General features: G+C 30.8%; 9 protein-coding genes. 4 read left to right on the top strand and 5 right to left on the bottom strand.

The annotated features are described in order from the left end of the window. Positions 1 to 11: 11 nt before the first annotated feature. Positions 12 to 1,148: an efflux RND transporter periplasmic adaptor subunit gene (locus ACFQZW_RS00350; RefSeq protein WP_298264685.1), complete on the top strand. Its 1,137-nt coding sequence runs from the start codon at positions 12 to 14 to the stop codon at positions 1,146 to 1,148. A gap of 29 nt (positions 1,149 to 1,177) precedes the next feature. Further along, positions 1,178 to 4,603 carry an efflux RND transporter permease subunit gene (locus tag ACFQZW_RS00345; protein ID WP_386781263.1) on the top strand — a complete coding sequence of 1,142 codons (3,426 nt, stop codon included), beginning with the start codon at positions 1,178 to 1,180 and terminating at the stop codon, positions 4,601 to 4,603. Between the two features lie 70 nt (positions 4,604 to 4,673). On the opposite strand, the gene lepA is transcribed toward ACFQZW_RS00345, so the two are convergent. Together lepA and ACFQZW_RS00335 are read right to left on the bottom strand one after the other, a co-directional pair. Continuing rightward, positions 4,674 to 6,470, bottom strand: a complete 1,797-nt coding sequence (gene lepA, locus ACFQZW_RS00340) for a translation elongation factor 4 (protein ID WP_298264681.1) — start codon at positions 6,468 to 6,470, stop codon at positions 4,674 to 4,676. A gap of 77 nt (positions 6,471 to 6,547) precedes the next feature. After that, positions 6,548 to 7,654, bottom strand: coding sequence for a TolB family protein (locus tag ACFQZW_RS00335; protein ID WP_298286687.1), 1,107 nt, complete (start codon positions 7,652 to 7,654; stop codon positions 6,548 to 6,550). A gap of 223 nt (positions 7,655 to 7,877) precedes the next feature. On the opposite strand from ACFQZW_RS00335, the gene dusB reads away from it, so the two are divergent. Then, a complete protein-coding gene (dusB, locus tag ACFQZW_RS00330; protein ID WP_298286909.1) occupies positions 7,878 to 8,858 on the top strand; it encodes a tRNA dihydrouridine synthase DusB in 981 nt (326 codons plus the stop codon). Between the two features lie 73 nt (positions 8,859 to 8,931). Here dusB and katG read toward each other — a convergent pair whose 3' ends face one another. The 3 genes from katG to rbfA all read right to left on the bottom strand — a co-directional run bounded on the left by katG (position 8,932) and on the right by rbfA (position 12,888). Continuing rightward, positions 8,932 to 11,097 carry a catalase/peroxidase HPI gene (gene katG / locus ACFQZW_RS00325; protein ID WP_386781262.1) on the bottom strand — a complete coding sequence of 722 codons (2,166 nt, stop codon included), beginning with the start codon at positions 11,095 to 11,097 and terminating at the stop codon, positions 8,932 to 8,934. A 194-nt stretch (positions 11,098 to 11,291) separates the two neighbouring features. After that, positions 11,292 to 12,494, bottom strand: coding sequence for an ABC transporter permease (locus ACFQZW_RS00320; protein ID WP_386781261.1), 1,203 nt, complete (start codon positions 12,492 to 12,494; stop codon positions 11,292 to 11,294). Between the two features lies 1 nt (position 12,495). After that, entirely contained in the window at positions 12,496 to 12,888 is a 393-nt protein-coding gene (gene rbfA, locus ACFQZW_RS00315) for a 30S ribosome-binding factor RbfA (RefSeq protein WP_298264674.1), read from the bottom strand. 196 nt (positions 12,889 to 13,084) lie between these two features. Here rbfA and ACFQZW_RS00310 point away from each other — a divergent pair, with 196 nt between their 5' ends. Continuing rightward, positions 13,085 to 13,963 carry a cell division protein FtsX gene (locus ACFQZW_RS00310; protein ID WP_386781260.1) on the top strand — a complete coding sequence of 293 codons (879 nt, stop codon included), beginning with the start codon at positions 13,085 to 13,087 and terminating at the stop codon, positions 13,961 to 13,963. The last annotated feature ends 1 nt before the right edge of the window (position 13,964 follow it).

Genomic DNA, 13,964 nt, shown 5'->3' with positions numbered 1-13,964 from the left:
AAACTAACAAAATGAAAAAAATAAATATACTTATAATTTCTGCCATACTAACTTTTTCTTGTGGACAAAAAGAAGAGACTACAACTTCATTAGAAAAATTAAAAAACAAAGAACTTAAATTAGTTGCTAAAATTGATAGCCTCACAAATGAATTAAAAATTGTTGAAAGTGAGATTTCAAAATTAGATACTACAAAAAGATTACCTATTATAACAACACTTCCCGTACAATACGATATGTTTAAACATTATGTTGAAATACAAGGTGTTGTACAAGCTGATAAAAATATTGAAATCCGTCCTGAATTAGGCGGTACAGTTACGCAAATTTTAGTAAAAGAAGGACAAAAAGTAAAAGCTGGTCAACTTTTAGTACAATTAGATGATACTGAAATTAAAAATAAAATTGATGAACTTAATACACAATTAGCTTTAGCAATTACCACTTTTGAACGTCAAGAACGATTATGGAATCAAAAAATAGGTTCTGAAATGCAATATCTTCAGGCAAAAGCTCAAAAAGAAAGTTTAGAGAACAGCTTGGCTTCTTTAAAAACTCAAAATAATAAAATGAAAATTAGCGCACCTTTTAGTGGCATTGTAGATGAAATTTTTCCTAAAAACGGAGAACTTACTAATCCACAAACACCAATTATTAGATTAGTTAATTTAGATAAAGTTTATGTAGAAGCAGACGTAACAGAATCTTATTTACCTGTTGTAAAAATAGGAACAGAAGCTATTGTTAATTTTACTTCAATTCATAAAGAAGTTACTTCAAAAATAGCACAAATTGGGCATTATATAAACCCTGATAATAGAAGTTTTAAAACTCGCATAAATATTAATAATACAGACCAGTCTATTAAACCAAACTTATTAGCAGATTTAAAAATTTTAGATTTTAAAGAAGAAGGAATCATCATTCCATCAACATTAATTCAACAAGATCAAAACGGAAACAACTACGTTTTTACAGTAACTATGGAAACTAATGAAAATAAAGTTGTAAAAAGTTTAGTTACTGTTAAAAAAGAGTATAACCACACTGCATTTATTAGTGAAGGATTGCAAAAAAATGATGTATTGGTAAATGCTGGAGCTAGATTGGTAAAATCTGGAGACATGGTTAAAATTAACCGCAATTAGTTAACAACTAACTTACAACAACATTAAGCATGAATAAAATATTAAAAGAATTTAAATTATCTACATGGGCCATTCATAATAAAATGACCGTATTTGTATTAATTGGAATGATTTTTTTGGCTGGTATATTTTCTTACCAAAGTATGCCTAGAGAAGCATTTCCCGAAATTGTTGTGCCACAAATTTATGTTGCCACACCTTATCCTGGAAATTCGGCACTAGATATTGAAAAACTAATTACGCGCCCCTTAGAAAAAGAAATTAATGGAATTTCTGGGGTAAATGAAATTATTTCAACTTCAATTGAAGGGTTTTCATCTATACAAGTAGAATTTGATTTTAGTGTAACTCCTACAGAAGCTTTACGTAAAGTTAAAGACAAAGTAGATGCCGCTACTTCAGATAAAGATTTTCCAAAAGATTTACCTGCAGACCCAAATGTTCAAGAAATGAACTTTGCTGAATTAATTCCTATAATGAATATCAATTTATCTGGTGATTTTTCAATGGATCAATTAAAAGAATATGGAGAATATTTAGAAGATGAAATTGAAAAAGTTCCTGAAATTTCAAAAGTTGATATTAGAGGAATCCAAGATAAAGAAATGGAAATTAGCGTTGATTTGTACAAAATGGAAATTTCGCAAATTAGCTTTAATGACATTGCTATGGCTATTCAAAATGAGAATATGACCATTTCAGGAGGTGATTTATTGGAAAATGGTATCCGAAGAAATGTACGTGTAATTGGAGAATTTAAAAACGCCAAAGAAATTGAGGATATTATTGTAAAGCAAGAGAATAACAATATTGTTTATTTAAGAGATATTGCAACGGTAACTTTTAAAGAGCAAGAAAAAGAAAGCTACGCTCGTGAATTTTTACAACCCGTAGTGATGCTTGATGTAACTAAAAGAGGTGGTGAAAATTTAATTAATGCTTCCACACAAATAGACAAAATTATTACTAAAGCAAAAGAAAATTATTTTCCTTCAAATTTATATGTATCTAAAACAAACGATCAAACAAATGATACCAAAACTATGGTTGCTGACCTAGAAAACAGTATTATTTTAGGAGTAATTTTAGTTGTTTTAGTATTATTATTTTTCCTTGGAATTAGAAATGCACTTTTTGTAGGTATAGCCATTCCTTTATCAATGTTTATTTCGTTTATTATTTTAAGCGCTATAGGAGTTACTTTAAATACTATGGTGTTATTTTCATTAGTAATTGCTTTAGGAATGTTGGTTGATAATGGAATTGTTGTTGTTGAAAATGTATATCGATTATTAGATGAAGGATATTCTAAAATTGATGCTGCAAAATATGGAGTAGGTGAAGTAGCTATGCCTATTATTGCTTCAACTGCCACTACTTTAGCAGCCTTTTTACCTATTGCATTTTGGCCAGGTATGATGGGAGAATTTATGCGTTATCTTCCAATTACTTTAATTATTGTACTTACTTCTTCTCTATTTGTTGCATTGGTAATTAACCCAATGTTAACTTCAGTATATATGAAAATTAAAGAAGATGAAGTTAATTTTAAAAGAATTTTAATTTTTAGTTCAGCCCTATTTACTATTGGTGTATTCTTTATTATAGGTGGGTTATCTACTGGTATAAAAGGATTAAATGCGTTAGGTTTAATATTAGCATTAGCCGGAGTTTTACGTATTGTTAATACAAAACTACTTACACCAGGCACTATATGGTTTCAAAACATATTTCTCCCAAAATTAGAAATCATCTATGAGAATACTTTAAAATTTGTATTAAAAGGAAAAAGACCAAGAACGCTATTTTTAGGAACTTTTGGTTTACTATTTTTTGCTATAATGCTTTTTGGAGCATTTCCTCCTAAAATACTTTTCTTTCCAGAAACTCCTCCAAAACAAGTGTATGTATATTTAGAATACCCTATTGGTACAGATATTGAGGAAACAAACAAACTTTCGCATCAAGTAGAAGCTAAAATTCAGGAATATTTAAAAAAATACGAGGTGAATGGAAATAATTTCTTAATTACCTCAATCATTGGTCAAGTAGGTGAAGGAACTAGTGACCCTAACCAAGGTCAACAAGGAGGAACAACTCCAAATAAAGCTCGTATTACTGTTGATTTTGTAAAGTTTATTGAACGTGATGGTATTGAAACTGAAGATGTTTTAGTTGACATAAGAAAATTATTACATGATTTTCCTGGAGTAAATATTACTGTTGATAGGCCTGCAGACGGCCCCCCAACTGGTGCTCCTATAAATATTGAAGTTTCAGGCGATGATTACGAGCAACTATTAGCAACGGCAGAAGATATTAAACAATTTATCAATGCAACTAACATTGCTGGTATTGAAGATTTAAAATTGGATGTTGAACAAGGCAAGCCTGAATTACCAATTGTTATTGATAGACAAAAAGCTAGAAGATTAAATATTTCTACAGGCCAAATTGGTGATGCTTTAAGAACTTCATTGTTTGGTAAAGAAGTTTCAACATTTAAAGATGGCGAAGATGATTACCCAATAAATATTCGTTTAATGGATAAGTATCGTTATAATAAAGATGCTTTAGTAAATCAGAAAATAACCTTTAGAAATCAATCAAATGGTGAAATTGTACAGGTTCCTATTTCTGCTGTTGCACATTCCGAAACTTCTTCAACCTTTAGCGCCGTTAAGCGTAAAGATTTAAATAGGGTAATTACAGTTTTTTCTAATGTGATCGAAAATTACAATCCTACAGATGTTAACGATCAAATTAAAAAAGCTTTAGAGCAATATCATTTACCTAAAGACATCTCCATTTCATTTACAGGAGAGCAAGAAAAGCAAGCTGAAGAAATGGCCTTTTTAAGTAAAGCATTGATGATTGCTGTATTTTTAATTTTCTTAATTCTTGTGGGGCAATTTAATTCAACCTCAACTCCAATCATCATTTCATTATCTGTATTATTGAGTTTAATTGGGGTGTTATTTGGGCTTATCATTTTTAGAATGGAATTTATAATTATGATGACGATGATTGGTATTATTTCACTGGCTGGTATTGTGGTTAATAATGCCATTGTACTTATTGATTATACCAATTTAATAATGAAAAGAAAACGATTAGAAAATGGTTTAGAAGAAGGAACTCTTACTAAAGAATTAATTTATGAAAGTATAGTTGAAGGTGGAAAAACTAGGCTTCGTCCTGTTTTATTAACTGCCATTACAACCATATTAGGTTTACTACCGTTAGCCATTGGAATTAACATCAATTTTATGACGCTATTTACTGAATTTGACCCTCAATTTTATATTGGAGGTGAAAATGTGGTATTTTGGGGGCCAATGTCTTGGACAATTATCTTTGGATTAACATTTGCTACTTTTTTAACACTAATTGTTGTTCCAATTATGTATTCGTTATTAAATAATTTAAAATTAAGATTAAATAGAAAGCAATAATTAAATTGTTCTATAAAAAGAAATCCCATCAAAATTGATGGGATTTTTTTATAGTAAATTGTTTTTAAAACTAATCATTCAGCTTTAAAACTGCCATAAAAGCTTCTTGAGGTATTTCAACATTACCAACTTGTCTCATACGTTTTTTCCCTTTCTTCTGCTTTTCTAATAATTTTCTTTTACGTGAAATATCACCTCCATAACATTTTGCAGTTACATCTTTTCTTAACGCTTTTACGGTTTCACGTGAAATAATTTTAGCTCCAATAGCAGCTTGAATTGGAATATCAAATTGCTGACGTGGAATTAACTGACGTAGTTTTTCACACATTTTTTTACCAATTGAATATGCGCTATCAGCATGAATCAACGCAGAAAGAGCATCCACAGATTGTCCATTCAATAAAATATCAACACGAACTAATTTTGAAGTCTTCATTCCAATTGGATGATAATCAAACGAAGCATAACCTTTAGAAACCGTTTTTAAACGATCGTAAAAATCGAAAACAATTTCAGCCAACGGCATATCAAACGTTAATTCAACTCGTTCAGGAGTCAAATAAGTTTGATTGGTAATTTGTCCTCTTTTTTCAATACACAAACTCATTACTGGTCCAATAAAATCGGATTTTGTAATAATAGTTGCTTTTATATAAGGCTCTTCAACTCTATTTAATTTTGAAGGCTCAGGTAAATCAGATGGGTTATTTACTAAAATAGGTACATCTGGATGTTTATTTGTAAATGCATTATATGAAACGTTAGGTACCGTAGTAATTACCGTCATATCAAATTCACGCTCTAAACGTTCTTGGATAATTTCCAAATGCAGCATTCCTAAAAATCCACATCTAAATCCAAACCCTAATGCTGCAGAGCTCTCCGGAATAAATACTAAGGAAGCGTCATTAAGCTGTAATTTTTCCATAGAAGCTCTCAACTCCTCATAATCTTCCGTATCAACGGGGTAAATACCAGCAAAGACCATCGGTTTTACATCTTCAAACCCTTCAATTCTTTTTTCTGTTGGGTTTACGGCATCAGTAATAGTATCTCCTACTTTTATTTCACTTGCGGTTTTAACACCTGTAATTAAATAACCTACATCGCCCGCTTTTATACTTTGTTTTGGTACTTGTGTTAATTTTAAAGTTCCTACCTCATCTGCATTGTACGTTTTACCAGTAGCCATAAATTGAATACGTTGACCCTTTTTAATTTCGCCATTCATAACTCTAAAGTACGTTTCAACACCTCTGTAAGAATTATAAACTGAATCAAAAATTAAAGCTTGTAATGGTGCAGTTACATCTCCACTTGGATGTGGAATTCTTTCAATAATAGCTTCTAAAATATTATCTACACCAAAACCCGTTTTTCCACTTGCATGTATTACATCTTCAGGATCACATCCTAATAAATCAACAATATCATCGGTAACTTCTTCTGGATTAGCTCCAGGCAAATCTACTTTATTTAGTACTGGAATAATTTCTAAGTCGTGTTCTAAGGCTAAATATAAGTTGGATATGGTTTGTGCTTGAATGCTTTGTGCCGCATCCACAATTAACAATGCTCCTTCACAAGCAGCAATAGATCTAGATACTTCATAAGAAAAATCTACGTGGCCTGGAGTATCTATCAAGTTAAGTACATAGTCTTCACCTTTATAAACAAAATCCATTTGAATGGCGTGACTTTTAATAGTAATACCTCGTTCACGCTCTAAGTCCATGTTATCTAATAACTGTTCTTTTTTTTCTCGAGCTGTAACGGTACCTGTATAATCTAATAATCTATCGGCTAATGTGCTTTTTCCGTGATCAATATGTGCAATAATGCAAAAGTTCCTGATTTTTTTCATACTTCGTTTTCCTGTCTACTTAATTGCCGCAAATATAACGAAATAAGCGTTTAAAAATACAATTGCTTAAATGTTTGTTATTCTACCCAATCTGCAATAAATAAATTAGTGTCATGAGTTCCATTATTATTTCTATTGGAAGAAAAGACGATTTTTTTACCATCAGGTGAAAACATTGGAAAAGCATCAAAAACTTTATCAAAAGTTATTTGCTCCAAGCCCGTTCCATCAACATTAATCATGAATAAATTAAAACTTCTTTTTGATTTATGGTTGGATGAAAATATTACTTTCTTTCCTGAAGGATGAAAAAAAGGAGCCCAATTGGCATTTCCTAAATTTGTTATTTTTCTCAAATTACTTCCATCTACATCACATATATAAAGTTCCATATGAGTTGGTTGAACAAGTCCTTGTTTTAGCAAACTTTTATATTCTTTTATTTCTTCAGGAGTTTTTGGACGAGACGATCTAAAAATTAATTGCTTTCCATTAGGAGAAAAGAACGCACCACCATCATAACCTAATTCATGTGTAATTTGTTGCACATTTGAGCCATCAATATTCATAGTAAATAATTCTAAATCTCCTGTACGTGTAGATGTAAATACAATTTTATCTCCTTTTGGTGATACCGTTGGTTCTGCATCATACCCATTTTCAAAAGTCAATTGTTTCAATTGATTTCCTTTAGTATCGGCTATAAATATATCATACCCTTCATAAACAGGCCAAATATATTTATTCCCATAATCTTCCTTTTTTGGAGTTGGCGGACAGTTTTTATCTGCTAAATGTGTTGAAGAATAAACAATAGTTGAGTCTCCTGGCAAAAAATAACTACAAGTTGTTCTACCTGTTCCTGTACTTACCAATTGTGGAATTTTTCCTTTGCTTAAATCTTCATTTATATTCATTGTAAAAATTTGATCGCATTGTAAATTCCAATCTTTGTTCGTGGCTTGAAATACTAATTTTGAATTATCAAAACTCCAATAAGCTTCTGCATTGTCTCCTCCAAAAGTTAATTGTTGAATATTTTTTAAGTGTTTTTCTTGCGGATAATGTATGGTATTTACAATTTTGGTTGCACCAGATTGTGCGTCGTAATTGGCTTTCTGATGTGAAGATTTACATCCAAAAAAACAGCTAATTACACCTAAAGCGATTAGTTTAAATTTCATAAGTTCATTGATTTAGTTTCTCAAAAATACAATTTATTTTGAAGTCAAATTAAAATTAAAAAAAAGACATTTATTACGTTAGGGATTGAGGTGAAATCCTTTTACAATCATATAATAGTATTAAATGATTGTAAAAGATATAATAAAGAGCCCGCCCTGAAAGGGAACGCCCTAATAAGTCTACTATTGAAAATAATTAGTAAATTTGCCGAAAATTTTAGATTTGGTAAAAATAGGAGACATAAAATTGAATGACTTTCCATTGTTGTTAGCTCCAATGGAAGATGTAAGTGACCCACCATTTAGAGCCTTGTGTAAAGAACAAGGTGCAGATGTTGTTTATACCGAATTTATTTCTTCAGAAGGCTTAATTAGAGATGCTGCAAAAAGCGTGAAAAAATTGGATATTTATGAAAAAGAACGTCCAGTTGGTATTCAAATTTTTGGAGCAAATTTAGAGTCTATGCTTCGTACGGTTGAGATTGTGGAAAAATCCAATCCAGATATTATTGATATTAACTTTGGATGTCCAGTTAAAAAAGTAGTAAGCAAGGGAGCTGGCGCTGGTATTTTAAAAGATATTGACCTTATGGTAAGTTTGACAGATGCAATGGTTAAACATACTAATTTACCAATTACAGTTAAAACAAGATTAGGTTGGGATCACGATTCTATTAAAATTGTAGAAGTTGCTGAACGACTACAAGATGTTGGCTGTAAAGCCATTTCCATCCACGGAAGAACACGGGCTCAAATGTATAAAGGTGAAGCTGATTGGGCTCCAATTGCTGAAGTAAAAAACAATTCCAGAATGCATATTCCTGTGTTTGGTAATGGTGATGTTAACACTCCTGAAAGAGCGGTTGAAATGCGAGACAAATATGGTTTAGATGGCGCTATGATTGGAAGAGCAAGCATTGGAAATCCTTGGTTTTTTAAACAAGTAAAGCACTTTTTTGAAACTGGTAAACATTTACCTGAAGTTACTATAGCAGAACGTGTAGAAATGGCGAAACGCCACCTTCAACTTGAAATTGATTGGAAAGAAAGCGAAATTGTTGGAGTCATGGAAACCAGAAGACATTATACCAATTATTTTAAAGGAATTCCACATTTTAAAGATTACCGTTTAAAAATGGTTACTTCCGACTCTGCACAAGATGTTTTTAATGTTTTTGATGAAGTTTTACAAAAGTTTGCTTGATATAAATGTCTTAAATGTTTATAAAAAAAGCAGTTTAAAATTTAAACTGCTTTTTTATTGTTTGTATCTTCCTTTAGTTTAAATCAAATCTATCAGCATTCATTACTTTCACCCAAGCATTTACAAAATCATTAATAAATCTCTCTTTATTATCATCTTGTGCGTAAAATTCAGAATAAGAACGTAAAATAGAGTTTGAACCAAATACTAAATCAATTCGTGTAGCTGTAAATTTCACTTTTCCTGTTTTTTTGCAACGGATGTTGTAAAGTCCATTTTCTAAAGGCTCCCAAGCGTAACTCATGTCTGTTAAGTTTACAAAAAAGTCGTTAGATAAAGCTCCAACATGATCTGTAAATACTCCGTGTTTAGTTTCTCCATAATTTGTTCCTATAACACGCATCCCTCCTAATAAAACAGTCATTTCAGGAGCTGTTAATCCCATTAATTGTGTGCGATCGAGCATTAATTCTTCTGGGCTAACCATATACTCTTTTTTCATCCAGTTTCTATAACCATCTGCTAATGGTTCTAATGGTTCGAATGATTCTTCATCGGTCATTTCTTTAGATGCGTCACCTCGTCCAGGTTCAAAAGGGACTGTGATAGTCATTCCTGAGTTTTTAGCAGCCTTTTCAACACCAACATTTCCAGCTAAAACAATAGTATCTGCGATACTTATTTCAAATTCTGCCGCAATTGGTTCTAAAACTGATAATACTTTAGACAATTTTTTTGGTTCATTTCCCTCCCAATCTTTTTGAGGACTCAACCTAATTCTAGCTCCATTAGCACCTCCACGTTTGTCTGAACCTCTAAATGTTCTAGCACTATCCCAAGCTGTAGAAACCATTTCAGAAATACTTAATCCTGAGTTTGTTATTTTTTCTTTAACTACCTCAATATCATAGTTTTTTTTCCCTTCTGGAATTGGATCTTGCCAAATTAAATCTTCTTTAGGAAAATCCGATCCAAAGTAACAAGATTTTGGTCCCATATCTCGGTGTGTTAATTTAAACCAAGCACGTGCAAAAGTATTAGAAAAAGCTTCAAAATCATTTTTAAATTTCAATGAAATTTCTTTATAAATTGGATCAACTTTCATAGCCATATCAGCATCGGTCATTATTGGATGATGTCTAATAGAAAAATTTTCTACATCAACTGGTTTATCCTCTTCTTTTATAGTTATAGGTTCCCATTGCCAAGCTCCTGCTGGACTTTTTCTCAATTCCCACTCATGGTTAAATAACATTTCAAAAAATCCATTATCCCATTTTGTTGGATGAGTAGTCCAAGCACCTTCTAAACCACTTGTTACAGTATAACGACCTTTTCCTGATTTGTTTGGATTAGACCAACCTAGGCCTTGTTTTTCAACACCTGCAGACTCTGGATCTGGTCCTAAAACACTTGCGTCTCCATTTCCATGAGCTTTTCCAACAGTATGTCCACCAGCAGTTAATGCTACTGTCTCTTCATCATTCATGGCCATTCTTTTAAAAGTTTCACGGACTTGTTCTGCAGTTTTTAATGGATCGGGCTTCCCATTTACTCCTTCAGGATTTACATATATTAACCCCATCTGTACTGCTGCTAAAGGGTTTTCCATGGAAGATGGTTTTTCTAAATTTTCGTAACGACTATCACTTGGTGCTAACCATTCTTTTTCAGCTCCCCAATAAATATCTTGTTCAGGGTGCCAAATATCTTCTCTACCAAAGGCAAAACCAAAGGTTTTTAATCCCATATTTTCATATGCAATGGTTCCAGCCAAAATAATTAAATCTGCCCAACTTATTTTATTACCATACTTTTTCTTAATTGGCCAAAGTAAACGTCTTGCTTTATCTAAATTAACATTGTCTGGCCAAGAATTAAGCGGCGCAAAACGTTGATTTCCTGTTCCACCACCTCCACGTCCATCAGCAATTCTATAGGTTCCAGCTGAATGCCAAGCCATACGAATCATTAATCCGCCATAATGTCCCCAATCTGCAGGCCACCATTCTTGACTATCAGTCATTAAATTATTTATATCTTGTTTTAATGCTAGAACATCCAATTTTTTTAATTCCTCACGATAGTTAAAATTGGTTTTTAAAGGATTTGTTTTTGTATCGTGTTGGTGTAAAATATTTAAATTTAATGCCTTAGGCCACCAATCCATTACAGATTTATCTGATGAAGTATTTCCACCATGCATTACAGGACATTTACCTTCTTTTGAATTGCTCATGATTTTTTAATTTTTAATTTGTTTCAAAATAAACATAAATATTTTTTATTAAAAAATAACAATTATAGGTATTAATTATAATTGAATAGATTTTATACTTAAAATTTTATGAAGTATAAATTTAATGTATTACGGATTGATAATCAATTAAATTAGACAGAATGTTTTGATTATTTCAATTAACAAAAACAATATTATTCAACTAATTTTTTAGAAATTCTACTACTTGCTATTTTAGATGCTAAAAAGCCTAAGACTAAAATGGTTACAACAACAGTGAGTACATTAAAAAGTGTGAACTCAACAGGATATGCCAAATGTTGAGTAATCATAAATAAATGATACTTTTTTTGCAACAACACTAAAAGTATCCCTAAAGAAAGTCCAATTACCAATCCAACAACAGATAATAAAAAGCCTTGTAAAATAAATACTCTTTTTATTTCTTTAATAGTAGCACCTAAATTATACAAGGTCTTAAGGTTATCTTTTTTATCTAAAATCATCATAATTATAGCTCCTATCACATTAAATAAGGCAATAATTAAAATCAAAGTAAAAACTAAATAAGATGCTAAATTTTCTGTATTTAACATTTTATACAAAACAGCATTTAATTGCTCTCTATTTTCCACCACAAAATCATCACCTAAAGCACTTTTAATTTTTGTAATAATAACTTCTCTATCTTCAATACTTTTTACCCTAATTTCAATTGCTGAAACCTGATTTGGAGTATAATTTAGTAATTGTTGAGCAACAGCTAATGAAATAAAAGTAAATTTTCTATCCATTTCATCAGTTAATGAAAATACACCTATTGCCTGTGTATTTATTTTTGAAAAAGCATTGGTTGGATTGGTAATATAACCTTCACCTGGTTTAGGAACATAAATTTTTAAAGGTTCTAAAAAATCAAAAACACCTACGGATAATAAATTGGAGATTCCATTACCAACAACAGCTCCTAAGGGGATTTCCTTATCTAACCAAGTACCCACATATACTGTTGTGTCCATTCTATTTACTTTTATATAATTAGAATCTACACCTTTAATATATGCAATGTGCGTTTTATTTTTAAAATCAAAAAAAGCACGTTCTTCAATTACTTTTGAATAAAATGCTATCCCTTTTTCATTATCTAAAATCGAATTTATTTCTTTCGAAACTAAAAACGATTTTCCTTTTTTGGAGGTAATTTTAATATCGGGGTCTGAAGTGTTTAAAAAACCAATACTAAATTCACGCAAGCCAGAAAACCCAGAAAGCACTATAAATAATGCCAATGTACCTACTATAACGCCAATAGCTGCAATAAAAGTAATAATGTTAATCGTATTGTTACTGCTTTTGGAAAATAAATATCGTTTTGCTATGTATAAAGGAAAATTCAATTTATCTTTTTTGACGTTTGTCTAAAATATCAGGATTTTTGATTGGATTTTCCTTTTTACCTTGTAAGGCGTTATCAATATCCTCAATATAATCTAAACTATCGTCAATATAGAAAGTTAGCTCTGGCATACGCCTAAGTTGTTCACGTGTACGTTTTGCCATTTCATACCTAATAGAAGCTGTATTTTCTTGAACCCCTTTTAAAATAATATCACGTTTTAATTGTGGAAATACACTCAAGTACACTTTTGCCTGAGATAAATCGGTTGTAACATTAACTTTGGTAACAGATATTATAACTCCCTTCATTCCGTCACGTGCTGCGCTTTGTAAAACTTCTGCCAAGTCTTTTTGTAAAACACCTGCTATTTTTTTTTGTCTGTTTGTTTCCATATTGCAAAAATAAGATTTAAATGTACACAATTTTTGTTTTCTGTATTAAATAAAATCTGAACTTTATCGTTAGTTATAAATAGCTTAAATTTAAATTCATTTAATTAAATCTATAATTACAAAAAAATGAATTATTAAACAATTCAACCATTCAACAACAATTTGTATATTGCACCTTTATTAAACACTAGTCCCTTTGAATAATTCGTTTGACAAATATCAAAAAAGAAGATTAAGATCATCATACTTTTCTGTAATTATAAGTATTGCTTTAGTATTGTTTTTAGTAGGTTTATTAGGATTAATTGTATTGAAAACAAATAGCATAACGAAGCATTTTAAAGAAAAAGTAGCAATCACCATTTTTTTGAATGACAATGCTAAATCTTCTGATGTAGAAATTTTACAAGCTGAATTAAAAAAAGCAGAATACACCAAAGCTGTTCATTATATTTCAAAAAAAGAAGCTGCCAAAAAATACAGTGAAGATATTGGAGAAGATTTTGTTGAATTTTTAGGTGACAATCCTTTAAAAAATGCCATCGATATTTCCTTAAAATCTGAATTTGTGACTCCAGAAAAAATGGAAGAAATTGAAAAAAGTTTATTGATAAGAAGTATCATTGCAGAAGTTTCCTATGATAAACCTTTAATTGAGCTACTTACTAAAAATATCAATCGTATTAGTTTTTGGATGCTACTTTTTAGTGGAGTTTTCACTTTAATTGCTGTTGTATTAATTAATAGTTCTATCAGACTTTCTGTTTACTCTAAACGCTTTACCATAAAAACTATGCAAATGGTTGGAGCTACAAAAGGCTTTATAAGAATACCGTTTATTTGGAAAAGTGTTCAATTAGGAATTGTAGGTGCATTAGTAGCAATCGCTGGTTTAATAGCATTTATACTGTATCTAAATAAAATGATTCCTGAAATTGAGTTATTAAATAACTATAAAATATTAGCTACCCTATTTGGAACTGTTATAGGTTTGGGAATTTTAATTACTTGGATAAGTACATTTTTTGCCACTCAGCGTTTTTTAAATTTAAGAACAGACGAACTTTATTATTAAA

It is taken from the genome of Lutibacter aestuarii (assembly GCF_042676885.1).
In the GTDB taxonomy this organism is placed as follows: Bacteria; Bacteroidota; Bacteroidia; order Flavobacteriales; family Flavobacteriaceae; genus Lutibacter; species Lutibacter aestuarii.
The sequence above is the reverse complement of the archived record's forward strand: the minus strand, read 5'-3'. Positions and strand labels throughout refer to the sequence as shown.

What these genes read in the sequence shown, in the direction of transcription:
- ACFQZW_RS00335 (WP_298286687.1), bottom strand. Translation starts at nt 7,654, where the DNA reads ATGAAATTTAAACTAATCGCTTTAGGTGTAATTAGCTGTTTTTTTGGA.
- ACFQZW_RS00350 (WP_298264685.1), top strand. Translation starts at nt 12, where the DNA reads ATGAAAAAAATAAATATACTTATAATTTCTGCCATACTAACTTTTTCT.
- katG (WP_386781262.1), bottom strand. Translation starts at nt 11,097, where the DNA reads ATGAGCAATTCAAAAGAAGGTAAATGTCCTGTAATGCATGGTGGAAAT.
- lepA (WP_298264681.1), bottom strand. Translation starts at nt 6,470, where the DNA reads ATGAAAAAAATCAGGAACTTTTGCATTATTGCACATATTGATCACGGA.
- ACFQZW_RS00345 (WP_386781263.1), top strand. Translation starts at nt 1,178, where the DNA reads ATGAATAAAATATTAAAAGAATTTAAATTATCTACATGGGCCATTCAT.
- rbfA (WP_298264674.1), bottom strand. Translation starts at nt 12,888, where the DNA reads ATGGAAACAAACAGACAAAAAAAAATAGCAGGTGTTTTACAAAAAGAC.